Origin of the sequence: Pseudoblastomonas aquimaris, assembly GCF_035481675.1 — a bacterium.
Lineage (GTDB): Bacteria > Pseudomonadota > Alphaproteobacteria > Sphingomonadales > Sphingomonadaceae > Alteriqipengyuania_B.
Genome location: NZ_JAYJJW010000001.1, coordinates 93,791 through 117,710, shown reverse-complemented (window position 1 = coordinate 117,710; position 23,920 = coordinate 93,791). Strand labels below are relative to the sequence as shown.

Sequence of the window (23,920 nt, the reverse complement as noted above, 5' to 3'; positions counted from 1 at the left end):
CGGCGTTCGTCCCCGTTGTCTCTCACGGGCAGATGTCTAGCCGCCCTGCCAGCCGCTTGAAAGGCCTGCCTGTTTTTTGACGGGCACCCAAGGGCGATAGACAGGCCGCAATTCCGGCATTAGCCCATGCGGTCGTGCACGAAACCTACGATCCCTACGCGCCCGGCAGCGATGCCGAGGGGCCCGATGCGGCGGGCGAGGACGGCTTCGTCCCCGGCAATTACGTCAATCGCGAGCTCAGCTGGCTCGCGTTCAACAGCCGCGTCCTGGCAGAGGCGGAGAACGACGCCTACCCGCTGCTGGAACGGCTGCGCTTCCTGTCGATTTCCGCCAGCAACCTCGACGAGTTCACCACCGTGCGCATCGCCGGGCTGGAAGGGCAGGCGCGCCGGGGGATCGAGGATATCGCCATCGACGGGCGCGACCCGCGCCAGCAACTCGCCGCGATCCGGCAGGAAGTGCTGGAGATCGAGGATCGCCAGCAGGCCACGCTGCAGGCACTCGCCCCGAAGCTGGCCGAAAACGGCCTCGAGATCGCGGCGGTCGAGGATCTCGACAAGGACGAGGCGAAATGGCTGGAGGCCTATTTCGTTTCGGACATCCTGCCGCTGATCACCCCGCAGGCGATCGATCCCTCGCACCCCTTCCCCTTCGTCGCCAACACCGGGATGGGCGCGATCTTCCGCCTGAAGCGCGGCAAGGGCCAGTCTTCCCTGATGGAAATGGTGCTGATCCCGTCGGGCGTGCCGCGCTTCGTGCGCGTCCCCGACAGCGAGAACGACCGCGCCACGCTGTATGTCGCCATCGAGCAGCTGATCGTCAGCTTCGCCAAACACCTGTTCCCCGGCTTCAAGATCCAGGGCGACGGGCTGTTCCGCGTGCTGCGCGACAGCGACCTGGAAGTGGAGGAAGAGGCCGAAGACCTCGTCCGCGTGTTCCGCACCGCCATCCAGCGCCGCCGCCGCGGGCGCGCCGTGTTGCTGGAACTCGACGACGAATGCGACGAGGCTGCCGAGGCCCTGCTGCGCGAGCATTTCGACCTCGACGAGGCGATGATCGTCAAGACCGGCGGCATGCTCGGCCTGTCCGACCTTGCCACCATCTGCGACGAGCCGCGCCCCGACCTCAAGTTCTCGCCCTTCTCCCCGCGCTATCCCGAACGCGTCGTCGCGCATGACGGCGATTGCTTCAGCGCGATCCGGGAAAAGGATTTCGTGGTTCACCACCCGTATGAAAGCTTCGAGGTGGTGGTCGATTTCCTGCGCCAGGCGGCGAGCGACCCGGCGGTCGTCTCCATCAAGCAGACGCTTTATCGTGCGGGCGACCAGTCGCCGGTTATCGAGGCGCTGATGGATGCGGCGGAGGCCGGCAAGGCCGTGACCGCCGTGGTCGAACTGAAAGCCCGCTTCGACGAAGAGCGCAACATCCGCTGGGCAAGCGAGCTCGAGCGCGCGGGCGTGCAGGTGGTCTACGGGATCGCCGAACTGAAGACCCATGCGAAGGTCAGCCTGGTCGTGCGGCGCGAAGAGGAAGGCTATCGCACCTACTGCCACTTCGGTACCGGGAATTACCACCCGACCAACGCCAAGATCTACACCGATCTCAGCTACTTCACCGCCAACCCCGCTCTGGGGCGCGATGCCGCCAAGCTGTTCAACTTCGTCACCGGCTATGTCGAGCCGGCGAGTCTCGAAAAGCTGGTCATCTCTCCCCTTTCGCTGCGGGAAAAGCTGGGCGAGCTGATCGATGCGGAAGCGGCCAACGCGGCGGCGGGCAAGCCGGCAGCGATCTGGGCAAAGCTGAACTCGCTGACCGATCGCGGGATCATCGACCGGCTCTATGCCGCGGGCAGCGCCGGGGTCGATATCCAGCTGGTGGTGCGCGGCATCTGCTCCCTGCGCGCGGGCGTTCCGGGCCTGTCGGAGAATATCCGCGTGAAGTCGGTCATCGGCCGCTTCCTCGAACACGGCCGCATCTGGGCCTTTGCCAACGGCGGGGAACTGCCCGGCAAGCAGGCGGCGGTGTTCCTCACCAGTGCCGACGCGATGGAGCGCAATCTCGACCGGCGGGTGGAACTGATGGTGCCGCTGACCAACAAGACGGTCCACGCCCAGGTGCTGAACCAGGTGATGCTGGCGAACATCCTCGACACCGAACAAAGCTGGCGGATGACGCCCGATGGCGGTTACGAACGGCTGCGGGTCGGGGACGATGGTGACGAAAGCGCATTCAACTGCCATGAGTATTTCATGCGCAACCCCTCCCTTTCCGGCCGCGGCACTGCGCGCGACCTCGATTCCATCCCCCGCTTGACGCTGCGCGGCACCTCTGCGTCAGCGGTTTCAGGCGCGTGAGCGGGTTCCGGGCGCAATCGGCGCGCGGGCGGCGGCAGGATTCCAGCCCGCGCGCGGTCATCGACATCGGTTCTAATACGGTGCGCCTCGTCGTCTACGACGGGCCGCGCCGCGCGCCGGTGCCGGTGTGGAACGAGAAGGTCGCCGCGCGGCTGGGGCAGGATCTTTCGGCCACCGGATCGATTCCCGAGCACGCCTCCGCCGAAGCGCTCGGCGCGCTCGCCCGCTATGCCATGCTGGTGGACGGGCTCGGCGTGCAGGACGTGCAGACCGTCGCCACCGCAGCCGCGCGCGAGGCGGATAACGGCCCCGCCTTCATCGAACAGGTCCGCGCCCTCGGCCTCGACCCTGAGGTCCTGCCGGGCGAGGAGGAAGCGCGCGTGTCCGCCATGGGCGCGATCGGCGCCTTTCCGGGCGCGAAAGGCACGGTGGCCGACATCGGCGGCGGCAGCCTGGAGCTGGTGCGGATCGCCGACGGGGAATGCCACGGCGGGCACAGCCTGCCGCTCGGCACGCTGCGCCTGCCCGCCCTGCGCAGCGATGCTGGGCCGGATTTCCATCGCCGGCTACGCACGATGCTGAAGCCCGCCAGCGCAGAGCTGGAACAGGGTCAGACGCTCTACATGGTCGGCGGCACGTGGCGCGCCTTTGCCGCCTTTGCCATGCGCGACGAAAAGAACCCGCTGACCGATCCGCACGGCTACATCCTCGATGGCGCGCGCGCGGAAAAGCTGGCGAAGCGGGTGGCGGGCAAATCGCCCGACCAGCTGTCGGACATTTCGGGCATCTCTTCCATGCGCTCCGAAATGCTGCCCGATGCCGCGGCGCTGCTGCGCGCGATGCTGGCCGAGCTGAAGCCCGACCGGCTGGTATTCTCCAGCTGGGGCCTGCGCGAAGGATTGCTTTACGACCGGCTGGAGCCGCACCGCAAGGTGAAGGACCCGCTCATTTCGGGCACGGCGAGCTTTTCCGGCGGGCAGGAAGTGGTGACCGACGGATCGCTGCTCGCCGCGTGGAGCGTCGACACCGCGCGCAGCCCGGGCAAGGGGCACGAGCGGCTGCGTTTCGCCGCCGCCATGCTCGCCATCGCGTTGCGGCGGGTGGAGCCGAACCTGCGCTATCGCCACGCGGTCGAATGGGCGCTCGACAAGCGCTGGGTCGGCGTGACGCCGCGCGAACGCGCGATGCTCGCCGCCGCACTGCTGGCGAGCTGCGGCAAGACTAGCTGGCCCAGGGAACTGGATGCGCTGGCGAGCGAGGAGGACCTGCGCGAGGCGACCGCCTGGGGCCTCGGCCTGCGGCTCGGCTACCGCCTCAGCGCCGCGTCGCGCGTCTCGCTGTCGGAAAGCGCGCTGGATGCGAAGGACGGGACGCTGGTGATGACGCTCGATCCCGCAAAGGCTGCGCTGGCGAGCGACGGGATCATCGCGGACCTTACCGCGCTGGCGGAATGGATGGAGCTGGAACCGAGGCTGGAGATCGCCCCGGTCACCCGCTGACGCGCTATTGCGCTTCAGCCGGCGCGCTCAGCGGGAAGAAGGGGATGCGCACTTCCAGCGGCTCGCCCGCGCGGCGCGCGAAGGTGTAGAAGCCTTCCATGTTGCCATGGGGCGTCGTCAGCGGGCAGCCGGAGACATAGTCGTGCGTCTGCCCCGGCTCCAGCACCGGGGTTTCCCCGACCACGCCTTCGCCATCGACATGGTTCACCATCCCGCGCGCATCGGTGATGCGCCAGTGGCGGGATAGCAGCTGGACGGTATCGTCCGACCCGTTCTCGATGCGGATATGATAGACCCAGAACCAGCGGCCGTTCTCCGGCTCCGACTGTTCGGGCATGAAATTCACCGCCACGCGCACGGTGATGCCCTCGGTAATCGCGGCGTGCTGGAAGAAGGCTTGCATCATGGGTTCAATCTAGGCCCCGCGCCCGATGCCGCAAGGGCGCGGGGCGAGTTATTGACCGCCAATCCGGCCAAATGCCGGACCCGGCCTAGCGCGGGTCGGGCGGATTGTGGCGCGCGAGGAAATCGAGCACGGCCGCATACCAGCGCTGGCGGCTTTCCTCTTTCTGCAAGCCGTGGCCCTCGCCTTCGAAAGTCAGCGCCGTGACGAAAGGCGAACCGCGCGTGGCCCGCTCCATGCGGCGGAACTGGCTGTAGGGCACAACCGTGTCGTCCTTCCCGTGCGCGATCAGCAGCGGGCGCGACAGGCTCTCCGCCTGCTCTGCGGGGGAAACGCGGGCCAGGTCGAAATCCTCCCCCTCGACCCGCTCCACCCAGCGCCGCGCGCCCTTGCGGGTGAAGGACTGGCGGTCGTAGCGCAGTTGCCGGTCGAGGTCGGACGGTCCGGCGAAGCTGATCGCGCAGGCATAGCGTTCGGGATTGCGGATCAGGCCCCACATTGCCGCATAGCCGCCGTAGGAGCCGCCCATCAAGCACACGCGCCCCGGCTCTGCGATGCCCTGCGCCACGGCCCAGTCCATCGCATCGTCGAGATCGTCCTGCATCTTGCGGCCCATCTGGCCGTTGCCGAGCTGCTCGAACTCCCTGCCGTAACCGCCCGAACCGCGGAAGTTGGGCTGCAGCACGGCATAGCCGTGGTTGGCGAGCAGTTGGACCTCGTCGTCATACGCCAGCCGGTCGCGGATGCCGTAGGGACCGCCGTGGGGCATTATGATAAGGGGGAGCCCGGTTGCCGGACGCCCGGCGGGTACGGTGAGGTAGGCGGCTATCCGGGTGCCGTCGCGCGCGGTGTAGGAGACCGGCACGGGCTTCGCCAGCGTCTGCCCCATCAGCTCGGGCCGGTATTCGGCCAGCTGGATCATCCGCCGCTCGCCCGCATCGAAGAGGTAGAGCCCGCCCGGATCGTCCTCTCCCCCGGCCCAGACCAGCATGCGGCCCGCGGATTCGGCGTGGGAGACGATCCACTTTTCCTGTTCGCGCAAGGCCCCGTCGATCTGGCGCTGCAGCCTTGTTATGTCCTCGTTCAGCCAGACGATGCGGTCGCGATCGTCGGTAAAGCGCACGGCCAGCGGCTCGCCCTCGTCGTCGAACAGCGCCTCGTCAACGTCCCAGTCATCGTTGCGATAGACGGTGGCAACCGGTTCGCGGGTGACGAAATTCATCCGCACCAGCGCCACGCGGCCGCCGTCGTCGCGCCACAGGGCATAGCCTTCATCCGACCCCGACACGATCCGGGAGATGTCGTAGAACCCGTCCGTATCGCCCTCGCGGAGCTTGCCGATGAGCTCGAGCTCGCCCTGCGCGTCGGAGCGATACCAGATGCGCAGGCGGTTCTGGTGCCAGCCGAGCCCGGCCCGCACCGTGCCGCCCGCGTCGGCCACCCAGTTCCAAACCCCGTCGCGCGGCAACTGGACCCGATCCCGCTTACCCCCTTCGTCGAGATCGACACGGTAGACGCTGGGGTATTCGAAGATGACGCGCTGCACGGACAGCAGCACGTATTCGCCGTCCGGGTCGGTGTAGATGACATTGTCGCCGTCGACCGCACGCGACCTGTCGTCGCCGACCAACCGCTGCTCGTTGGTGGCGAGGTCGAAGACCATCAGCCGCGTGTAGCGCACCTCCTCCTCGCCGAAGACGCCCGCTTCGGAAAGCGAGAAGATGAGCCTTCCATTACCCGCCCACTGGAACCATTCGAGGCTCAGGTTCTCGGCAATGTCGAGCCGCTTCACCGCCTGGCGCGAAGCGACATCGAGAAACGCGATCGCCGTGCGGTCGGGCAATTGCGTGCGGATCGCGATTGTCGAGCCATCCGGCGACAGTAGCGCGGTGCCGAATTCGCTCTGCCGGGCGAAGTCGGCCGGCGCGATGATCGGCGGCATGGGAATATCCGCCTGCGGCGGCACATAGCTTGCCGGAGCGGGGCGTAGCGGGGCGTTCTCGGCCTCCTGCGCCAAACCCGGCAGCGGCATGGCCGCGAACATCACCACCCATGCCGCGGCGGAAAATCGTTTCGTCATCGGTGCGCCCCCACGAAGAATATGGCGTCTTCATAGCCTCCGGGAGATGCGGATTGGAAGCATACAGATGTGCGATTGCACCGGATATTAAGGGTTGGCGGCACATATGCACCGCCCGGCATGGTTAAAATCTCGAAAACCGCAAAAGCTTTACATCCGTTAACACGTGGGCGGCAATTTCACCGGGAATTAAGCATCGGGGGCCCGATCCAATGACTGGACTACTGCAGAAGCTGAAGAGCGACACACGCGGCAACGTGCTGGTGATTGCCGGTGCGGGCACGATGGCCATGGTCGGCGCAGCCGGCATCGGCGTCGATACCGTGCAGTGGTACCTGTGGAAGCGCCAGATGCAGCAGGCGGTCGACAGTTCGGCCCTCGCCGGCGCGCTCAACCAGAGCCAAGGCGCCGGCTGGAAAACAGCCGCCGAAAGCGAGCTGAAGCGCACCGCCAACACCGCCTATTCGATCGTCAGCATGACGAACCCGCCGACTTCGGGCAGCTGGAAGGACAATACGCTGGCCGTGGAAGTGGTCGCCACCACCACGCAGCGCCTGCCCTTTTCCAGCCTGTTCCTGAACGCTGCGCCCAGCATCCGCGTGCGATCCGTCGCGGCCAGCATCAACGACGGCGAGAACTGCGTCTATGCGCTGGCGCCGAGCGGCAAGGGCGTGGACGTGAGCGGCGATGCCGATCTCGACTTCGGCTGCGGCGTCATCTCCAACTCCGCCTTCAACACCTCGGTCGACATCGGCGGCTCGAGCAAGCTGCGCGCCAACCCGATTTCGGCCCGCGGCGGCATCAACGTGGGCAGCAACGACAACATCGATCCGGGCACCACGCTGATCCCCTATGGCCAGCCGGTGAAAGACCCGCTGGCCTCGCGCATGCTGCAGCCGCCGGCATCGCCCGCCAGCTGCCTGTTCAACAACAAGACCGTGCAGCCGAACACCAGCGTCACGCTGACGGAGGGCCGGTATTGCAACGGGCTGACGATCCGCGGGACGGTCCATTTCGATCCCGGCGTCTACATCATCGACGGCGGCGACCTGAAGATCAACTCGCAGGCCAAGATCACCGGCACGGACGTGACATTCATCCTGACCGGCCCGGGCAGCAACATCGCCACGCTGGACATTTCGGCAGGCGCGCAAGTCGACCTTGCCGCGCCCGATTCCAGCGTCGATGCGACTTGGGCCAATATTTTGTTCTACCAGGATCCGGCCGCGCTCACGACCGGCAACACGATCAACGGCGGGGCGGACATACTGCTCGACGGGATCGTCTATTTCCCGATGGGCGAGATGAAGTTCAACGGCGGGTCGAACCACGATTCGAAGTGCCTGATGCTGGTCACCTACCGGATCGAAATGACCGGCAGCGGCAAGGTCCGCAACCAGTGCAGCAGCGATTACGACGATTACGACCGGGCCGCCCGCGTCATCCGGGTGGTGGAGTAAACGCCATGACGAAGCTTACCCTATCCCCCTTGCTGCGCCGCCTGCGCCGGGACGAAGCGGGCGTCGGCCTGCTGGAACTGGCGCTGGTCGCGCCGATCCTGATGCTCCTGTGCCTCGGCATGGTCGATGTCTCGCGCCTAGTCTCCGCGAAGATCGACCTCGAACAGGCGGCGCAGCGCACCACCGACTTCGCCCTGTCGCGCCGCCCGACCAGCAACAACGGCAGCTACCTTGTTACCGAAGCGGCCGCCGCCGCCGGCGTGCCGGCCAAGGACGTGACCGTCGAGCTGTTCCTGGAATGCAACGGCGTCAAGCAGACCGATTTCAACACCGCCTGCCCTGCCGGCCAGGCCCAGGCCCGCTTCGCCAGCATTGCCATCACGCGCGCGGTGAAGACGCAGTTCAACTGGAAGGCCTTCGCCAATTTCGGCGCCAGCCGGCAGGAAGGCTCGACCACCAGCGTCAGCGTGGTCGGCGACAGCGTGGTGCGCTTCCAGTGAGCGTGCTGGTCCGCCTCCGCCGCGACGAGAACGGCTCGCTCGGCGTCGAATACGCCTTTGCCATTCCCGTGCTGGTGACGATCATGATCGGCATCCTGCAGTTCGGCATGGTCCTGCACGCCAATGGCGCGATGCGCCATGCGCTGGGCGAAGGCATCCGCCTTGCCAAGGTGGACTGGGACGCGACCGACACCGAAATCACCGACGCGACCAAGGCCGCGCTGGTCGGCATCGATCCCAAGGGCGTGAAATCGGTCACCTATACCAAGGGCACGTCCGGCGCTGCCACATACGGCCGCGTGACGATGAAATACGAAATGACGCCGGTCATCCCCTTCGCCCCGATCCCTGCGATCAAGCTCGAAGAAACGCGGCAGTCCTGGCTTCCCACCTGAAGCTGCGCCCGTTTCCCGCGCGGTTTCATGGTTAATTTCAGTCTAACAGGAGAACACGAATGACACAGATGGCCCGCGCCCAAAGCTTCCTGAAAAGCTATGCCATGCTGTGTGTGTGCCTGTGCCAGCTGATGGTGGGCAAGCGCTGAGAGCCAGCGCGGGGCGGGGCGTCAGAGCCCCGCTTTCGCCAGCGCCCGGTCGAGGTCTTCCTTCAGGTCCTCGATATCTTCCAGCCCGACGTTGATCCGCAGCAGGCCTTCGGTCACGCCCATGTCCTCGCGCGCGTCCTCGCTCATGTTGGCATGGGTGGTGCTGGCGGGATGGCACATCAGGCTGCGCGCATCGCCGATATTGTTCGAGATATCGACCAGCTCCAGCGCATCGAGCAGCGCGAAGGCCTGGGCCCGGTCGGCCACGTCGAAAGCGAAGATCGGCCCGGTCGCGACCATCTGCTTCATCGCGAGTTCGTGGCGCGGATGGCTGGGCAAGCCCGGATGGCGCATTCCCGCCACGCGGCCTTCGATGAAACGGCCGAGCTCGACCGCATTTTCGCTCTGGCGCCGGGCGCGCATGTCGAGCGTTTCCAGTCCCTTGTGGACGACCCATGCGTTGAAGGGCGACAGGTTCGGCCCGGTGTTGCGCTGGAACGGCAGCAGTGTTTCGGTAATCCACTCTTCCGTCCCGCACACCGCGCCGGCGAGCACGCGGCCCTGACCGTCCATCAGCTTCGTCGCGCTGTAGGCGACAACGTCCGCGCCGAATTCCATCGGCCGCTGCAAGGCAGGGCTGGCAAAGGCGTTGTCGACCACCGTCACGATGCCATGCGCCTTCGCCACCGCGCACACATGGGCGAGGTCCACCACATCCAGCGTGGGGTTGGCCGGGGTTTCGAAGAAGAACACCTTGGTGTTCGGGCGGATCGCGGCCTCCCACGCGTCGTTGTCGGCGCTGTCGATCACGGAGGTCTCGATGCCGAATTTCGGCAGCAGCTGGTCGACCAGCCAGCGGCACGAACCGAACGCCGCCTTCGCCGCGACGACGTGGTCGCCTGTCTCCAGCTGGCACAGCAGCGCCGCGGTCATCGCCGCCATCCCGCTGGCTTGGGTGCGGCAGGCCTCCGCCCCTTCCATCAACGCGATGCGTTCTTCCAGCATCGCCACGGTGGGGTTCTGCAGGCGCGAATAGGTCATGCCCGGCTCGTCGCCCGCAAAGCGCGCCGCGACCGTGGCAGCATCGTCATAGGTATAGCCGGAGGTGAGGAAAAGCGCCTCGCTCGTCTCGCCATGCTCGCTGCGCCACGTGCCGCCGCGCACGGCCTGCGTTGCGGGGCGCCAGTTGCGCGTCGTCGCGCGGTCCATTCCGGTGGTCTTCTTCATCGCCTTCGCGCCCTATGGCAGGCGCGCGCGCTTGGCAATCAGGCGAGCGGCGCGGCCAGCACGCGGTCGGCGATGTCGCTGCAGCCCGCCATGTCTAGCACGCCGATCCCCTCCACCAGCGCCAGGATCTGCGCCGCTGCCGCATCGGGATCGGGATCGTCCTCGGGCAAGTGGTCGCGGATCCAGCGGTCGAGCCGGGCGACGATCGCCTGCGCGCTGTCGCGATAGAGCGCGTTGCCGCCTTCCGCCTCGACTAGCATCTCCCCCCAGGTGCGCAGGAACGGCCGCAGCATGGGGTTGCGCATCAGCGTGCCGAGCATGACGAGGCAGGCGTGGCGGCTCTCCGCACGGCTGCCCTGCGCAGCGGCATCGAGCATCGCCATCACCTGCGCCGACACGAAGCCGAGCAGCTCGGTCATCAGCCCGTCCTTCGAGCCGAAGTGATAGATGAGCATCCGGTCGCTGGTGCCGATCGCCTTGGCCAACGGCCGCAGGCTCGCCCCGCCCAGCCCGTGCTGCGCGACGTAATTGGCAATCAGCGGGAGCCATTCCTCCTTGCGATTCTGCGCGGCCATCATCGGCGGCAGCCTACGCACTTGTAGCACCTGCTACAATCCGCTAGTTGTGTAGCACCCGCTACACGAATCGCAGCACGGAGACTTGCCATGACGTCGTTCGAAATCCTCTTCTGGGCCGGCCTCGTCGCCGGCGGCATCGCCTATCTCTACATACTGCTGGCCAAGGATGCACGCGGCAGCGCCGCGCTGGCCGCCGCGACCTGCACCGCCTTTGCCGCCTACACCGTGCTGACCGTGGCGCAGGAGGGCGTGACCGGTTTCTACGCCAACCATTCGACGAACTTCTGGGGCATCCAGGTGTGGTACGACCTGGTCATCGCGCTCGGCATCGCGCTGTTCCTCCTGGCACCGCGCGCACGGGCGCAGGGCATCTCGCCGGTGCCCTATATCCTGCTCACCTGCTTTACGGGCAGCATCGGCCTCCTTGCCTTCCTCGCCCGCGTGCTCGCGGCGGAGAAGCGCACGGCGGGCTGATTTGCATCCTGCGCACGGGCTGGTAGCCTCCCCCCACCCGGGTCGCGTCTGGGGAGAGATTTCATGCGCTTGACCGCCATTCTTGCGTGCCTTTCGCTGGCGGCCTGCCATACGTCGACCGGCGGCGGCGAGCCGGCGAGCACCCCGCCTGCACCCGGTTACGGCAGCCTCGAGACCATGCCCGAAGGCTTCCCCGCAGCGGAGCTTTCGCAATGCGACACGCGCGGACAGCCGGGCACGCCGATCTTCTGGTTCGACCGGCCATCTGTCGCGGCGGGCACGGCTGTTGCGCTCGAGCCGCAATGGGTGGTCGGATCGCACCTGTGGTACCCGGTCGAGGTCGGATGCCTGCGCAGCCTCCAGGTCTCGCCCGCTTCCGCCAGCCTCGAATGGCGCGATGGCCAGCTGTGGCTGACCCCTGCGCCCGAAGGCGAAACGACGATCGAGGGCACTTGGGCGATGAAGCCTATCAAGGGCGCGGTGCTCGCCTATGACGCGGCGGCCAATCCGCTTGTGGGACGGTGGAGCCAGCGGCGCGAGGATTGTCCCGGTGGCGGGCGTGTCGGCGAACTCGTGTTCCGCGCGGACGGCTCGATGTCGCTCACCTTCCAGCCATTCGAACGCTACGTCGATTACTGGGGCGGCTACGAATACGACGCGACCAGCGGCACGCTGTCGGTCAACCCGACCGGCGGCAATTTCATACCCGGGGACATCGCGGCGGGATCCGTGACGGTGGAAGGCGACGCGCTGACGCTGGACGGTGCATCGCTCGGCAGCACGTCTGCCGGCCAGCGCTGCACCGCGGCGTTCGTTCGCGCGGGATAGGCAACCGCTGACCCCTTGCACCTCGTCGGCGCGATCATAAGCCTGCGCGCCCCTGACCCCTTGCACCTCGTCGGCGCGCTGCTAAGCCTGCGCGCCGATGTCGCACGCACCGGCCCATCCCCGCGATCCGATCGGCTGGAGCCTGCTGCTCACCGCCGGGTTTGCCGCTCTGTGCTTCACCCGGCTGGCCATCCCCGGCATCATCATGTTCGACGAGGTCCATTACGTGCCCGCCGCGCGCACGCTGATGGAGCTGTCCGGACCGGCAAATGTCGAGCACCCGATGGTCGGCAAGCAGCTGATCGCGCTAGGCATCTGGTTGTTCGGCGACGAGCCCTTCGGCTGGCGCGTCATGGCCGCGCTGTTCGGCGTGATCGGCTTCTTCGCCGGCCTGCGCGCCATGTGGTTCGCCAGCTGTTCGCGCTTCGCCACGGTCGCTTTCGGCATCTTGCTCGCGACCGGTTTCCCGCTGGTGGTTCACGCCCGTATTGCCATGCTCGACAGCTTCATGGTCGGTTTCCTGCTGCTGGCCCTGTGGCAGCTCGCCGCAGCGGTCAGGGAGGCGGAGACGGCGCGCTGGCGGCTGGCGCTCGCGGGCGTGTTCATGGGCCTCGCCATGGGCGCGAAATGGAGCGTGCTGGCGCTGATGCCGGTGCCGGGCCTCGCCTTCCTCGCCGTCCGGGCGATGCATTATCACGGCAATATCCTCACCTGCCGCCGCGGCGCGCCGGTGCCTGGCATCTCGCTGCTGGAGGCCGGACTGTGGCTCGGCGTGGTGCCGCTGCTGACCTATTTCGTCAGCTTCTGGCCCTACCTCGTCTACGAGAATTACGCGCTCGGCTTCACCGATATCGTCTCGCTGCAGTGGGACATGCTCGACCTGCAGGGACAGGTGATCGAACCGCATCCCTACCAGAGCGTGTGGTACCAGTGGGTCGGGAACTGGCGCGCGATCTGGTACCTATACGAGAATGTCGACGGGGCACAGCGCGCGGTGGTGCTGCTGGGCAATCCGTTCAGTTCGCTGGTCGGGCTGATCGGCTTCGGCTGGTGCGCGTGGGCCGGATGGAAAGGCAACCGTGCCGCGCTCGCGCTGGCGGTGCTTTATGCGGTCAGCATCGGGTTCTGGATCGTCGCCGCGAAGCCCATCCAGTTCTATTACCACTACCTTGTGCCGCACACGCTGCTGATGGGCTGCGTGGCGTTGTGGCTCGACGCGATGTGGCAGCGCGGGTGGAAATGGCTCGCCGCCGGCATCCTCGCGATCAGCGCGCTGATGTTCGCCTATTTCTGGCCCGCCCTGAGCGCCGCCGCGCTGGAGGGGGAGCGCAGCTTCGAGGATTACACCTGGCTCAAGAGCTGGGCCTAGGCGTAAATCTAGACCAGCTTCGCCAGCCGCTCTGCCAAAAGGTCGCGGGCGGCCAGTATGTCGCCGCGCCGGTCGGCAAAGATATGCCGGGCGAGCGGCTTGCGCTGCTCGCGGAAGCGCGCGACCAGCCCTTCCAGCGTTTCGCCCCGCGGCGGCGCGCCCCCGCCGAAGCCGAGCGCCCGCAGCACCAGCACTTCGTAGGCGACGATGGCGCGCAGCCATTCGCGCGCCGCGCCCGCATTGCAGATCGCGGCCAACAGTGCGCCAAGCGCCTCGTAGAGCTCAGGGTAGGCTTCGAGCTCCGGCAGGGACGCGGCGGTGAGGGAAGTGGCCCAGCCGATCGCAGCGGCCGGCAGCGGCTCGGTGAGAAAAGGCCCGCGGCTCTCGACCAGTTCCAGCCGCGCATAGGGCAGCTGGCCGGCCGACTTCGCGCGGATTTCCGCCGCCACGACATTGCCGGGGATCACGACGGGGCGAAGCTGCCGCCCGCGGCCGCCGGCGATGTAGGCGGCGACGAGGCCGGCCTGTTCCGTCAGCATGCGGGCAATCACCGCAGTCTCGCCATGCGGCCGCGCGGCGACTATGATGGCAGGGGCACTCAGGTGCACGGGAGGGTAGCCTCCGCCCCTGCGCAGGGGTTCACTTGTGCTCGGCTTCCAGCGCTTCGATGCGCTTCGCCAGCGCTTCGTTCTCGTCGCGGGCCTTTGCGGCCATCGCCTTCACCGCGTCGAATTCCTCGCGGCTGACGAAATCCACGCCGCCGAAGGCTTCCCGCGCGCGTTCCCGCGCCGCTTCGCGCGCCTCGCGCGTCATGCCGGCAAAGGTGCCCGCGGCACCGTTCACCATCTTCACGAAATCGGCTATCAGGGGGTTCTGGCTCTGCATGAGGGGCTAGATGGCGCGCGCCGCCGCTTTGCGCAAGGTCACAGCTCGAAAGTCTGCACCGCGCCGGTCGGCTCCGCCGCACCGCCATCGGGATTGGCCTGGAGGAACTGGTAATTGAGAACCGTGGCGAACAGGATCCACGCGACATAGGGCAGCATCAGAACGCCGGCCAGCTTGCGCACCCGCCACATCAGCACCGTGGCGACGATCGCGGCGACATCGAGGAAGAAGATGACGTAAAGCGCGGTTTCGATCTGGTGGGCGGCAAAGAAGGTCGGCGACCATGCCAGTGCCAGCGCGAACTGGACGATGAAGGCGGCGATGGCGATGCCCCGCCCCCGCGCGCCCCAGGCCGCGCAGACCAGCGCCAGCGCGAAGCCGATCAGGGCGAACAGGATGCTCCACACGATGCCGAAGGTGGCGGGCGGCGGGAAGATGTCGGGCTTGGTGAGCGACTGGAACCACGGCCCCGACGGATCGCTGCCGAGCATGCCGGACAGGAAGCCCAGCAGCATGACCGCCGGTACGCACACCAGCGACCAGCGCAGCAGGCTGGCGCGCAGCTGGCTTTGCGAGGCAAGTCGATTCATCGCCGTATCTTCCCCAATACGAATCGTTTGGGCGTGTCATGGCGGCGCGCGGCGTGCGGGGCAATGGCGCGAATCCGCCAATCGCGCGGTGTACCGCAGCGGGATGCCGCTTCACCGGCTCCAGCGGGCGAAGATCGCGGTGGGCAGCAGGCGCGCGCCCTTTCGATCGTCCTGAGCCTGCCCAATGGGCTCTTCCCGCATGGCGAGGTCCCCGTGCTCGATCCTGCCCGGAAGGTCGGCGAAATGTTCGGCCAGCATCGCCCCGATGGCAAGGCTGCTCATCCGCACCGCGTAGACTGTCAGGAACAGGAACCGGCTGTCACCGTCCAGCAGCTTGCGGCAATCGGCGATCAGGCCGGGCAGCGCATCTTCCAGCCGCCAGGTTTCCCCTTTCGGCCCGCGCCCGAACTTGGGCGGGTCGAGGATGATCCCGTCGTAGCGATTGCCCCGCCGCACTTCGCGGGCGGCGAACTTCGCGGCATCGTCCACCAGCCAGCGGATCGGGCGGTCTTCCATGCCGGACAGCGCCGCATTCTCGCGCGCCTGGGCGACCGATTTCTTGCTCGCATCGACATGGGTGACCTTGCCGAACCGGCTGAGCGCCAGGCTGCCAACGCCGGTGTAGCCGAACAGGTTCATCGTTTCGGCGTCGTCGCGCCCTGTTAGCCGCTCGCCCATCCAGTCCCACACAGGGGCCATGTCGGGGAAGAAGCCGAGGTGACGGAAGGGCGTGCATTGCGCGGTGAAGCGGACGCCGTCCTGCCATGCGAGCGGCCAGCCGTCCTCCGGTACGTGGGCGCCTAGCTGCCAGCGTCCGCCGCCGTCCTCGTCCGACGCGGGGACGAATTCGCCGTCCGCCTGCCAGTCATCGGAGCGCGGCGCCCACAGCGCCTGCCCTTCCGGCCGGATGAAACGGAATCGGCCATAGCGTTCCAGCTTGCGCCCGTGCCCGCTGTCGATGAGGCCGTAGTCCTCCCACGCGCTGCCGGCCATCACGACCGGCTGTTCCACCAGGTCAGCCATGCGGCGCGGCGCCTTGCAGCACGTAATCGCGGACCGCGTCGTAATCGCCCGGCAGGGTCTCGTACGCCTCTTCACGCTCGAAGAGATTGCCGATCCGCGCGGGCAAGGCCGGGCGGATGCCGGTCGCGCGTTCCACCGGATCGCGGAACTTCGCCGGGTGCGCGGTGGCGAGCGTGACGACGGGAATGTCCCCATCGATATCCAGCTCCCGCGCGGCGTGCAGGCCGATGGCGGTGTGCGGGTCGATGACCTGCCCCGCATGGTCGAACGCCCAGCGCATCGCCTGGCTCATGTCGGTCGCATCGGCCCGGGCCGAGGACATCAGGCCTGCCACGCCCTCGCGCTGCAGGTTCGTAAGCTGCATCGCGCGGGACGCATCGAAGCCGCGCATCTGCTCCGCCATCGCCGCCCCGTCGCGGCCCCCGGCGTCGAACAGCATGCGTTCGAAATTGCTGCTGACCTGGATATCCATGCTGGGGCTGGCGGTCGGGGTGACCTCGCCCGCCGAGTAGTCCCCGTTGGCAATGGCGCGGTGGAGGATGTCGTTGACATTGGTGGCGACCACCAGCCGCGCGATCGGCAGGCCCATTTGCGCCGCGACATAGCCGGCAAAGACGTCGCCGAAATTGCCCGTCGGCACGCTGAAGGCGACCTGGCGGTCGGGCGCGCCCAGCCCAACCGCGGCAGCGAAGTAATAGACCACCTGCGCCATCAGCCGCGCCCAGTTGATGGAATTGACCGCGCCGAGGTTGACTGCCGCCATGCCCGGATCGGCGAACATGCGCTTCACCATCGCCTGCGCGTCGTCGAAGCTGCCACCGATGGCGATATTGTGGACGTTCGGCGCGCGGATGGTGGTCATCTGGCGGCGCTGCACGTCGCTGACCCGTCCATCGGGATGGAGCATGAATATCTCGATCCGCTCCCGTCCCGCAACCGCATCGATCGCCGCACTGCCGGTGTCCCCGCTGGTCGCCCCGACGATGGTCAGGTGCTTGTCCTCGCGCGCGAGGAATTCCTCGAAAAGCAGGCCGAGCAATTGCAGCGCCACGTCCTTGAAGGCGAGCGTGGGGCCGTGGAACAGCTCCAGCAGCCAGTGCCGCTGGTCGAGCTGGACGAGCGGGGTCACTGCATCGTGGCTGAAGCGTCCATAGGCGGCCTCGCACAATTCGCGCAGCCGCTCCGGCGACAGGCTGTCGCCGACAAAGGGCTGCATCACGCGCGCGGCCAGCTCCGCATAGGGTAGCCCGCGCATGTCGCGGATGTGGTCGCCCGAGAAGCCCGGCCACTCGGCAGGCAGGTACAGCCCACCGTCGCTGGCGAGGCCGGCAAGGGTGACGCCGGCGAAGTCGAGTGTGGGCGCGGAGCCGCGGGTCGAGATATAGTCCATGCTGCGCTGCGGCGTAGCGCGGGCCGCAGGGCGCGGCAAGAAAGAGGGTGTTGGTGCGGCTAAAGCCCGCGCGATTTGCGGCGCACGGCGAGCACGAAGATGATCAGCGCGGTGAGCGCGAAGAAGAACCACTGACCGGCGTAGGCGAGGTGGTTGTTCGGAATGTCGGCCGGGTCGGGCTTCGCCAGCGGGTCCAGCCCCGCCAGCGCCGGATCGGCGACCAGCTTCGGACCGGGACCGATGATGCCCGTGGCCTCACCGCCATCCCACGCGATCGCCTGCGGGTCGCGGCTGAAGCCGAGCGCGACTTCTGCCTCGCCGCCATCGGCCAGTGTGCATTCGGCGTAATGGGCCCAGCCCTTGGCGCCGCTTTCCGAGGTGGCGCCGCGGGTCTCGATGGCGCGGACCGTCGCGCAGTCGACCGATGCGCGGCGGTAAAGCGCCAGCTCCGCTTCCTCCCCGGGGGAAGGAAAGGCGACCGGGTCGGGATTGTCCTGCGCCGCGGCGTAGCTGGCCAGCAGCGCCTCCTTCTCGTCCGCCCGGCCCAGCTGCCAGATGCCGAGCGCGATCATCGTCGCGATGGCACCGGCGACGATGATGGAGGGGATGAGGGGGAAGCGCATCAGCTAGTCTCGTCGATTTGCGTAGTGTCCGGGCGCGTCTCGTCAGTCCGGGCTTCGCTGGCCCGCTGGCGGTATTCGGCGCGCAGCAGCCAGGCCTTGGCGACCCGCAGACCGCCGATCACCAGCGCCGCGGTCAGCGGCACCCACAGCAGGATGTGGACCCAGAACGGCGGACCCGCCGCAAGCTCCAGCCAGATGGCCAGCGCGGTTACGAGGCCGCCGACGCCAAAAGTGAGGAACGCCGCCGGCCCGTCGCCCACGTTGAAGCGCGAGAAATCGAGCCCGCATTGCGCGCACTCCGGGGCGAAGGACACCGGCCCGTCGAACAGCGTCGCTGCGCCGCAGTGCGGGCACGAACCGAAAAGGGCAGCCACGCGCTGTGCGGGCTGCCCCTGTCGGTAAGACATTTCTCGGTCAGGCGTTTCCGCCGTCATGCGGGAAGCGCGATCAATGGATCGGTGCGCCCCAGCCGCCCCAGACGTAGACTGCGACGAAGAGGAACAGCCACACCACGTCGACGAAGTGCCAGTACCACGCGGCCGCTTCGAAACCGAAGTGCTGGCGGGGCGTGAAGTGGCCCTTGTAGGCGCGCACGAGGCAGACGATCAGCATGATCGTGCCGACGATCACGTGGAAGCCGTGGAAGCCGGTCGCCATGTAGAATGCCGAGCTGTAGGTGTTGCCGCCGAAGCCGAAGGGCGCCGCGCCATACTCGTAGGCCTGTACGAAGGAGAACAGGATGCCGAGCAGGATCGTGGCCCACAGGCCCTGCTTCAGGCCTTCGCGGTCGCCTTCGATCAGCGAATGGTGCGCCCAGGTCACGGTGGTGCCCGAACACAGCAGGATCAGCGTATTCATCAGCGGCAGTTCGAAGGCGTTGAGCACTTCGATGCCTTCCGGCGGGAACTTGGCCAGCGCTGCAGCGCCTTCCTGCCCGATGAGGTTCGACCACAGGCCCGCGCCCTCGTCATACGCCAGCGGCGCAGGGAACAGCGAGAAATCGAACCACGCCCAGAACCAGCCGACGAAGAACATGACTTCCGACGCGATGAACAGGATCATGCCATAGCGCAGGTGCAGCTGCACAACCGGCGTATGGTCGCCGGCCTGCGCTTCCGCGATGATTTTCGAGAACCAGCCGAAGAAGCTGGCGATCACACCGGCGATGCCGAGGCCCAGCACAAGCCAGGCATTCGCCATCTCGTGCATGTAGAACACCATGCCGGTGGTAAAGACGAGCGCCGAAACCGACGTGACCAGCGGCCAGATGTCGGGCGGCAGGATGTGATATTCGTGGGCTGGTTTACCGGCCATGGCGTGATCCTGGATTGGGTTTGAATCGGATATGTGCGCTTGGCCCTTAATGGCCTCGGCGCGCGGGGTCTAGGGTTTAGCCGCCTCTTGCTCGGGCGCCTTGTGGAATGTGTAGCTGAGCGTGACCTGCTCGACCCCGTCCATATTGGGATCGTCGAGGGCGGCGGGGTCGACGTAATACAGCACCGGCATGCGCACTTCCGCGCCCGGCTCCAGCGTCTGCTCGGTAAAGCAGAAACACTGGATCTTGTTGAAATAGGCGCCCGCCTGCTCCGGCTCCACGTTGAAGGTGGCGGTGCCCGTCACCGGCTGGTCGCTGTTGTTGCGCGCGACATAGATGGCGAGCTGGCGCTGGCCGATCTGTGCGCTTTGGGTGCGCTGCTCGGGTTCGAAATACCACGGCACGCCGGGCGCGATATTGGCATCGAAGCGGATCGAGATGGGTTTCGTGGCGCCGGACAGGGCGAATTGCTCCGCCAGCGCCGCGTCGCTTTCGCTCGCCACCTGTGTGGTGCCGCCGAAGCCGGTGACCTGGCAGAACAGGCGGTAAAGCGGGACGGCCGCATAGCCAAGGCCGAGCATGCCGATCGCCACGGCAAGGAAGATGAGGCCGGTCTTGAGGTTCTTCGAACTATCGGGGGCGAAGACGGCAGTCATGGTTTAATCCATCCGAACGATCGTGATGACGTAGAACAGGACGGCCAGCGCCGCGAGGCCGAGGCCGAAGACCTTGGACCGGGCGATCTGGCGGGCGCGGTATTCGCGTTGTTCTTCGGGCGTCATGCGAAAACTCCAGAATGGGCGAGCAGCCGGTCGGCGACCAGCGCGCCGAACAGGGCGAAGAGATATATCACGCTATAGCCGAACAGGCGCTTTTCGGGGAGCATCCGGTCCTCTTCCCCACGGCGGCGGGTGAAGACGGGAACGGCCAGCGCGAGGAAGCCAAGGCTGAGGACGAGCGCCGCGATGCCGTAGATCGCGCCGGTCCCGCCGATAAGCCATGGCGCGATCGCAATCGGGATCAGGAGCACGCTGTAAGCGAGGATCTGGCGGCGGGTCGCCACCTCGCCCTTCACCACCGGCAGCATCGGGATGCCGGCCTTGGCGTAATCGCTTTCCACGAACAGGGCGAGCGCCCAGAAATGCGGCGGTGTCCAGAAGAAGATGATGGCGAACAGCAGCACGGGCATCAGCGTGACCTCGCCCGTCACCGCGACCCAGCCGATCATCGGCGGGAAGGCCCCTGCCCCGCCGCCGATGACGATGTTCTGCGGCGTGCGCGGCTTCAGCCAAATAGTGTAGACGACGGCGTAGTAGACGATCGAGATCGCCAGGATGATCGCGGCGAGCCAGTGGACCGCGAGACCCATGATCATCACCGACAGGCCCGACAGGAAGAAGCCGAAATCGCGCGCGTCGGTTCGCTGCATCCGCCCGGCAGGCAGCGGGCGGCCGGAGGTCCGCTTCATCTTGGCGTCGAGGTCCGCTTCCCACCACTGGTTGAGGCTGGCCGCCCCGCCCGCGCCCAGCGCGATGCACAGCACGGTCACGAACCCCAGCACCGGATGGATGCTGCCCGGCGCGGCAAGCAGGCCGCACAGGCCGGTGAAGATCACCAGCGTCATCACCCGCGGCTTCGTCAGCGCGTAGAAATCGCGCCAGTCCGCCGGCATCCGGGCGCCGGTCGAAGCTGTGGTGGGTGGGACTGCGGTGGAGATGCTCATGTCCTGTCTTGCGAAACGGGGGCGCGCCGTTGCCAGCACGCCCCCCATGTTCGGTTTCCGGCGGCGCGCTCTTGAGTGGCGCGCCTGCCTGCCAGACTATCGGTTCAGCCGACGGCCTTGGCGTGGTGGTGGTGACCGTGGTGGTCCTCGATCACCGGCAGTTCGTTGAACTGGTGGAACGGCGGCGGGCTCGACAGCGCCCATTCGAGCGTCGTTGCGCCTTCGCCCCAGTAGTTGGCTTCCGCCTTCTTGCCCGCCGTGAAGGCGTAGACGAGGTTGGCGAAGAACACGACCATCGATGCGGCCATGATCATGTAGCCGACCGAGCTGATCTCGTTCCAGTACTGGAAGGCATCGGGATAGTCGGGATAGCGACGCGCCATGCCGTTGATGCCCAGGAAGTGCTGCGGGAAGAAGATCACGTTCACGCCGACGAAGAACATCCAGAAGTGGACGTGGCTCAGGAATTCGCTGTGCCAGCGGCCGCTCATCTTCGGGAACCAGTAGTAGAAGCCGGCGAACAGGCTGAAGACCGCGCCCATCGACAGCACGTAGTGGAAATGCGCCACCACGTAGTAACTGTCGTGCAGGTTGTCGTCGACGCCGCCGTTGGCCAGCACCACGCCGGTGACGCCGCCCACGGTGAACAGGAAGATGAAGCCCAGCGCCCAGACCATCGGCGACTTGAACTCCAGGCTGCCGCCCCACATCGTGGCGATCCAGCTGAAGATCTTCACCCCGGTCGGCACGGCGATCACCATCGTCGCGGCGGTGAAATACATCTTCGTGTTCACGTCGAGGCCGACGGTATACATGTGGTGCGCCCACACGATGAAGCCGATCACGCCGATCAGGACCATGGCGTAGGCCATGCCGAGGTAGCCGAACACCGGCTTGCGGCTGAAGGTCGCCACGATCTGGCTGATCATGCCGAAGCCCGGCAGGATCATGATGTAGACCTCCGGGTGGCCGAAGAACCAGAACAGGTGCTGGTAGAGCACCGGATCGCCGCCGCCGGCCGCATCGAAGAAGGTCGTGCCGAAGTTACGGTCCGTCAGCAGCATGGTGATGGCGGCGGCCAGCACCGGCAGCGCCAGCAGCAGCAGGAATGCGGTGACCAGCACCGACCACACGAACAGCGGCATGCGGTGCAGGGTCATCCCCGGCGCGCGCATGTTGAAAATCGTGGTGATGAAGTTGATCGCGCCCATGATCGAGGCGGCACCGGCAAGGTGCAGCGAGAAGATGGCGAAATCGACCGCGGGGCCCTGGCTGCCCGACGTGGACAGCGGCGCATAGACCGTCCAGCCCGTGCCCGCGCCCGTCCCCGTGCCGCCCGGCATGAAGGTGGATGCCAGCAGGCTGAAGAAGGCCATCACCGTCAGCCAGAACGAGATGTTGTTCATGCGCGGGAACGCCATGTCCGGCGCGCCGATCATCAGCGGCACGAACCAGTTGCCGAAGCCGCCGATCATGGCCGGCATGACCATGAAGAAGACCATGATCAGGCCGTGCGCGGTGATCAGCACGTTCCAGTGGTGCAGGGCTTCGTTGATGTCCACGCCGCCGACGCCCACGAACGGGATCGAGGAATTCAGGATCTGGATGCCCGGCTCGGCCAGTTCGGCGCGCATGACGCCCGAAATGGCGCCACCGATGATGCCCGCGATGATCGCGAAGATCAGGTACAGCGTGCCGATGTCCTTGTGGTTGGTGGACATGAACCAGCGGGCGAAGAACGCCGGCTTGTGGTCGGCATCATGTGCGTGCGCATGATCGTCGTGATGCGCCTGGAAGCCGTCTGCTGTGGTTGCCATGATCTGTCTCTCGACCTGTCGTTCTATCTAAATACGTTCGTTATTCGGCGGCGGCTTCGGCTTCGACAGCCTCTTCGGCCGCTTCCGTGTCGCCCGCTTCGGCGGCGTCTTCGGCCGATTGCGCGTCTTCTTCCGCGACCGTTTCCTCGTCGCCGAAAGTGCCGCCCTTGCTGGCGACCCATGCGCGGAACTGGTCCATCGGCACGGCTTCGACGGCGATCGGCATGTAGGCGTGGCGTGCGCCGCACAGTTCCATACACTGGCCGTAGTAGATGCCGGGCTCGTCGATGGTCAGCATCTTTTCGTTCAGGCGGCCGGGCACGGCGTCCATCTTGAACCACAGGCTCGGCACGGCGAACGAGTGGATCACGTCGGCGCCGATGATCTGCATGCGGATCGGCACGCCGACCGGCAGGACCAGGCGGTTGTCGGCGGCCAGCTGGTGCGGCTCGCCGCGGGCTTCCGCCTCGTCGGCATCCAGCATGTTCGAAATGACTTCGAAGCCGCCGTTGTCGACATAGGTGTAGCCCCAGTACCACTGGTAGCCGGTCGCCTTGATGGTGATCGCGTCTTCCGGCGGGGTTTCATACTGGTTCGCCAGCAGGCTGATCGAGGGGATCGCGATGCCGACCAGGATCAGCGCCGGGACCAGCGTCCAGATCACTTCCACCAGCGTGTTGTGGCTGGTCTTGGACGGTTCGCGGCCCGCACGGCGACGGTATTTCACGATCACGAACAGCAGCAGGCCGAGCACGAACAGGCTGATCGCCACGATGATCGGCAGCAGGATGTAATCGTGCATGAAGATGGCCTGTTCGCCGATCGCATTGTGCTGCGGCTGGAAGCTCATCGAACCGATCAGGTCTTCCTCGGCGGAGACCGGCTGGCCCTTGATCGCCGGCTCGCCGTTGATCGTGCTGCGCGCATCGATCAGCGGCGCATTGTCCGGCTCGAGCGCGGCGGCAGCCTGCGAATCGGCGGGCTCGCCTTCGGCCCGCGCGGTCGCACCGGCGGGTTCTTCGACCTGCGTCTGCACCGGCTCGTCCTGCGCGGCGACCGCGCCCGGAACGGCGGCGAGCGCCAGCGCGAAAGCGGCTGCGCGAACGGTTGTGGCAAGTTTGGCAAAGGCCATAGCGTGATCTTTCCGAGTGTCGTTGCCGGCAGGCGCAACCCCTCGCAAAAAGGGCGATGCGCTGCGAAATCCGCCCGCCTATACGCAGGCTTGCCCGGTGTCTCAA

Annotated in this window: 25 protein-coding genes; 8 read left to right on the top strand and 17 right to left on the bottom strand. The window is 66.7% G+C overall.

The window, feature by feature from the left end; genetic code table 11:
• Positions 1-134: 134 nt before the first annotated feature.
• Together VCJ71_RS00590 and VCJ71_RS00585 are read left to right on the top strand one after the other, a co-directional pair.
• Complete coding sequence (locus VCJ71_RS00590; RefSeq protein WP_324638396.1) at positions 135-2,354, top strand: RNA degradosome polyphosphate kinase; 2,220 nt, start codon at positions 135-137, stop codon at positions 2,352-2,354.
• Positions 2,351-3,853, top strand: a complete 1,503-nt coding sequence (locus VCJ71_RS00585; RefSeq protein ID WP_324638395.1) for a Ppx/GppA family phosphatase — start codon at positions 2,351-2,353, stop codon at positions 3,851-3,853. The genes VCJ71_RS00590 and VCJ71_RS00585 overlap by 4 nt, the downstream gene beginning before the upstream one ends.
• 4 nt (positions 3,854-3,857) lie before the next feature.
• Here VCJ71_RS00585 and apaG read toward each other — a convergent pair whose 3' ends face one another.
• Together apaG and VCJ71_RS00575 are read right to left on the bottom strand one after the other, a co-directional pair.
• The gene (apaG, locus tag VCJ71_RS00580) at positions 3,858-4,256 is read right to left on the bottom strand and encodes a Co2+/Mg2+ efflux protein ApaG (protein ID WP_324640845.1); all 399 of its coding nucleotides are present in this window, start codon (positions 4,254-4,256) and stop codon (positions 3,858-3,860) included.
• An 88-nt stretch (positions 4,257-4,344) separates the two neighbouring features.
• Positions 4,345-6,336 (bottom strand): alpha/beta hydrolase family protein, encoded by a 1,992-nt coding sequence (locus tag VCJ71_RS00575; protein ID WP_324638394.1) that lies wholly within the window; start codon positions 6,334-6,336, stop codon positions 4,345-4,347.
• A 212-nt stretch (positions 6,337-6,548) separates the two neighbouring features.
• On the opposite strand from VCJ71_RS00575, the gene VCJ71_RS00570 reads away from it, so the two are divergent.
• The 3 genes from VCJ71_RS00570 to VCJ71_RS00560 are packed head-to-tail and all read left to right on the top strand — an operon-like array spanning position 6,549 to position 8,691.
• Positions 6,549-7,796 carry a TadE/TadG family type IV pilus assembly protein gene (locus tag VCJ71_RS00570; protein ID WP_324638393.1) on the top strand — a complete coding sequence of 416 codons (1,248 nt, stop codon included), beginning with the start codon at positions 6,549-6,551 and terminating at the stop codon, positions 7,794-7,796.
• Between the two features lie 5 nt (positions 7,797-7,801).
• Positions 7,802-8,296, top strand: coding sequence for a TadE family protein (locus tag VCJ71_RS00565; RefSeq protein ID WP_324638392.1), 495 nt, complete (start codon positions 7,802-7,804; stop codon positions 8,294-8,296).
• Positions 8,293-8,691, top strand: coding sequence for a TadE/TadG family type IV pilus assembly protein (locus tag VCJ71_RS00560; RefSeq protein WP_324638391.1), 399 nt, complete (start codon positions 8,293-8,295; stop codon positions 8,689-8,691). Before VCJ71_RS00565 ends, VCJ71_RS00560 begins: the two co-directional genes overlap by 4 nt.
• A 170-nt stretch (positions 8,692-8,861) precedes the next feature.
• Here VCJ71_RS00560 and VCJ71_RS00555 read toward each other — a convergent pair whose 3' ends face one another.
• Together VCJ71_RS00555 and VCJ71_RS00550 are read right to left on the bottom strand one after the other, a co-directional pair.
• Positions 8,862-10,067: a trans-sulfuration enzyme family protein gene (locus tag VCJ71_RS00555; RefSeq protein WP_324638390.1), complete on the bottom strand. Its 1,206-nt coding sequence runs from the start codon at positions 10,065-10,067 to the stop codon at positions 8,862-8,864.
• 38 nt (positions 10,068-10,105) lie between these two features.
• Positions 10,106-10,645 (bottom strand): TetR/AcrR family transcriptional regulator, encoded by a 540-nt coding sequence (locus VCJ71_RS00550; protein ID WP_324638389.1) that lies wholly within the window; start codon positions 10,643-10,645, stop codon positions 10,106-10,108.
• An 87-nt stretch (positions 10,646-10,732) separates the two neighbouring features.
• Between VCJ71_RS00550 and VCJ71_RS00545 the strand changes: the two genes are divergently transcribed.
• From VCJ71_RS00545 to VCJ71_RS00535, 3 genes are all read left to right on the top strand, one after another.
• Entirely contained in the window at positions 10,733-11,119 is a 387-nt protein-coding gene (locus tag VCJ71_RS00545; protein WP_324638387.1) for a hypothetical protein, read from the top strand.
• A 63-nt stretch (positions 11,120-11,182) separates the two neighbouring features.
• Positions 11,183-11,947 carry a hypothetical protein gene (locus tag VCJ71_RS00540; protein WP_324638386.1) on the top strand — a complete coding sequence of 255 codons (765 nt, stop codon included), beginning with the start codon at positions 11,183-11,185 and terminating at the stop codon, positions 11,945-11,947.
• A gap of 97 nt (positions 11,948-12,044) precedes the next feature.
• Positions 12,045-13,316 (top strand): glycosyltransferase family 39 protein, encoded by a 1,272-nt coding sequence (locus tag VCJ71_RS00535; protein WP_324638385.1) that lies wholly within the window; start codon positions 12,045-12,047, stop codon positions 13,314-13,316.
• 8 nt (positions 13,317-13,324) lie between these two features.
• Here the strand turns inward: VCJ71_RS00535 and recO are convergent, their stop codons facing one another.
• The 13 genes from recO to coxB form a co-directional block, all read right to left on the bottom strand.
• Positions 13,325-13,924: a DNA repair protein RecO gene (recO, locus tag VCJ71_RS00530; protein WP_324638384.1), complete on the bottom strand. Its 600-nt coding sequence runs from the start codon at positions 13,922-13,924 to the stop codon at positions 13,325-13,327.
• Positions 13,925-13,955: 31 nt separating this feature from the next.
• Entirely contained in the window at positions 13,956-14,201 is a 246-nt protein-coding gene (locus VCJ71_RS00525; protein WP_324638382.1) for an accessory factor UbiK family protein, read from the bottom strand.
• Positions 14,202-14,239: 38 nt separating this feature from the next.
• A complete protein-coding gene (locus VCJ71_RS00520; protein ID WP_324638380.1) occupies positions 14,240-14,791 on the bottom strand; it encodes a TspO/MBR family protein in 552 nt (183 codons plus the stop codon).
• Positions 14,792-14,902: 111 nt separating this feature from the next.
• A complete protein-coding gene (locus tag VCJ71_RS00515; protein WP_324638379.1) occupies positions 14,903-15,814 on the bottom strand; it encodes a class I SAM-dependent methyltransferase in 912 nt (303 codons plus the stop codon).
• Positions 15,807-17,204, bottom strand: coding sequence for a threonine synthase (thrC, locus tag VCJ71_RS00510; RefSeq protein WP_324638378.1), 1,398 nt, complete (start codon positions 17,202-17,204; stop codon positions 15,807-15,809). The genes VCJ71_RS00515 and thrC overlap by 8 nt, the downstream gene beginning before the upstream one ends.
• 59 nt (positions 17,205-17,263) lie before the next feature.
• Complete coding sequence (locus VCJ71_RS00505; RefSeq protein ID WP_324638377.1) at positions 17,264-17,827, bottom strand: SURF1 family protein; 564 nt, start codon at positions 17,825-17,827, stop codon at positions 17,264-17,266.
• Positions 17,827-18,234, bottom strand: a complete 408-nt coding sequence (locus tag VCJ71_RS00500) for a DUF983 domain-containing protein (RefSeq protein WP_324638375.1) — start codon at positions 18,232-18,234, stop codon at positions 17,827-17,829. Before VCJ71_RS00500 ends, VCJ71_RS00505 begins: the two co-directional genes overlap by 1 nt.
• Positions 18,235-18,274: 40 nt before the next feature.
• On the bottom strand, positions 18,275-19,141 hold the full coding sequence (locus tag VCJ71_RS00495; protein ID WP_324638374.1) for a cytochrome c oxidase subunit 3: 867 nt from the start codon (positions 19,139-19,141) through the stop codon (positions 18,275-18,277).
• Positions 19,142-19,210: 69 nt separating this feature from the next.
• On the bottom strand, positions 19,211-19,798 hold the full coding sequence (locus VCJ71_RS00490) for a cytochrome c oxidase assembly protein (RefSeq protein ID WP_324638373.1): 588 nt from the start codon (positions 19,796-19,798) through the stop codon (positions 19,211-19,213).
• Positions 19,799-19,801: 3 nt separating this feature from the next.
• Positions 19,802-19,924 carry a hypothetical protein gene (locus VCJ71_RS00485; RefSeq protein ID WP_290134736.1) on the bottom strand — a complete coding sequence of 41 codons (123 nt, stop codon included), beginning with the start codon at positions 19,922-19,924 and terminating at the stop codon, positions 19,802-19,804.
• Positions 19,921-20,865: a heme o synthase gene (locus VCJ71_RS00480; protein WP_324638372.1), complete on the bottom strand. Its 945-nt coding sequence runs from the start codon at positions 20,863-20,865 to the stop codon at positions 19,921-19,923. The genes VCJ71_RS00485 and VCJ71_RS00480 overlap by 4 nt, the downstream gene beginning before the upstream one ends.
• Before the next feature lie 104 nt (positions 20,866-20,969).
• Positions 20,970-22,682: a cytochrome c oxidase subunit I gene (gene ctaD / locus VCJ71_RS00475; RefSeq protein ID WP_324638371.1), complete on the bottom strand. Its 1,713-nt coding sequence runs from the start codon at positions 22,680-22,682 to the stop codon at positions 20,970-20,972.
• Between the two features lie 40 nt (positions 22,683-22,722).
• Complete coding sequence (gene coxB / locus VCJ71_RS00470) at positions 22,723-23,814, bottom strand: cytochrome c oxidase subunit II (RefSeq protein ID WP_324638370.1); 1,092 nt, start codon at positions 23,812-23,814, stop codon at positions 22,723-22,725.
• Positions 23,815-23,920: the final 106 nt, after the last annotated feature.

What these genes read in the sequence shown, in the direction of transcription:
- apaG (WP_324640845.1), bottom strand. Translation starts at nt 4,256, where the DNA reads ATGCAAGCCTTCTTCCAGCACGCCGCGATTACCGAGGGCATCACCGTG.
- VCJ71_RS00575 (WP_324638394.1), bottom strand. Translation starts at nt 6,336, where the DNA reads ATGACGAAACGATTTTCCGCCGCGGCATGGGTGGTGATGTTCGCGGCC.
- VCJ71_RS00570 (WP_324638393.1), top strand. Translation starts at nt 6,549, where the DNA reads ATGACTGGACTACTGCAGAAGCTGAAGAGCGACACACGCGGCAACGTG.
- VCJ71_RS00565 (WP_324638392.1), top strand. Translation starts at nt 7,802, where the DNA reads ATGACGAAGCTTACCCTATCCCCCTTGCTGCGCCGCCTGCGCCGGGAC.
- VCJ71_RS00555 (WP_324638390.1), bottom strand. Translation starts at nt 10,067, where the DNA reads ATGAAGAAGACCACCGGAATGGACCGCGCGACGACGCGCAACTGGCGC.
- VCJ71_RS00550 (WP_324638389.1), bottom strand. Translation starts at nt 10,645, where the DNA reads ATGATGGCCGCGCAGAATCGCAAGGAGGAATGGCTCCCGCTGATTGCC.
- VCJ71_RS00545 (WP_324638387.1), top strand. Translation starts at nt 10,733, where the DNA reads ATGACGTCGTTCGAAATCCTCTTCTGGGCCGGCCTCGTCGCCGGCGGC.
- VCJ71_RS00540 (WP_324638386.1), top strand. Translation starts at nt 11,183, where the DNA reads ATGCGCTTGACCGCCATTCTTGCGTGCCTTTCGCTGGCGGCCTGCCAT.
- VCJ71_RS00535 (WP_324638385.1), top strand. Translation starts at nt 12,045, where the DNA reads ATGTCGCACGCACCGGCCCATCCCCGCGATCCGATCGGCTGGAGCCTG.
- VCJ71_RS00525 (WP_324638382.1), bottom strand. Translation starts at nt 14,201, where the DNA reads ATGCAGAGCCAGAACCCCCTGATAGCCGATTTCGTGAAGATGGTGAAC.
- VCJ71_RS00520 (WP_324638380.1), bottom strand. Translation starts at nt 14,791, where the DNA reads ATGAATCGACTTGCCTCGCAAAGCCAGCTGCGCGCCAGCCTGCTGCGC.
- VCJ71_RS00515 (WP_324638379.1), bottom strand. Translation starts at nt 15,814, where the DNA reads ATGGCTGACCTGGTGGAACAGCCGGTCGTGATGGCCGGCAGCGCGTGG.
- thrC (WP_324638378.1), bottom strand. Translation starts at nt 17,204, where the DNA reads ATGGACTATATCTCGACCCGCGGCTCCGCGCCCACACTCGACTTCGCC.
- VCJ71_RS00505 (WP_324638377.1), bottom strand. Translation starts at nt 17,827, where the DNA reads ATGCGCTTCCCCCTCATCCCCTCCATCATCGTCGCCGGTGCCATCGCG.
- VCJ71_RS00500 (WP_324638375.1), bottom strand. Translation starts at nt 18,234, where the DNA reads ATGTCTTACCGACAGGGGCAGCCCGCACAGCGCGTGGCTGCCCTTTTC.
- VCJ71_RS00495 (WP_324638374.1), bottom strand. Translation starts at nt 19,141, where the DNA reads ATGGCCGGTAAACCAGCCCACGAATATCACATCCTGCCGCCCGACATC.
- VCJ71_RS00490 (WP_324638373.1), bottom strand. Translation starts at nt 19,798, where the DNA reads ATGACTGCCGTCTTCGCCCCCGATAGTTCGAAGAACCTCAAGACCGGC.
- VCJ71_RS00485 (WP_290134736.1), bottom strand. Translation starts at nt 19,924, where the DNA reads ATGACGCCCGAAGAACAACGCGAATACCGCGCCCGCCAGATCGCCCGG.
- VCJ71_RS00480 (WP_324638372.1), bottom strand. Translation starts at nt 20,865, where the DNA reads ATGAGCATCTCCACCGCAGTCCCACCCACCACAGCTTCGACCGGCGCC.
- ctaD (WP_324638371.1), bottom strand. Translation starts at nt 22,682, where the DNA reads ATGGCAACCACAGCAGACGGCTTCCAGGCGCATCACGACGATCATGCG.
- coxB (WP_324638370.1), bottom strand. Translation starts at nt 23,814, where the DNA reads ATGGCCTTTGCCAAACTTGCCACAACCGTTCGCGCAGCCGCTTTCGCG.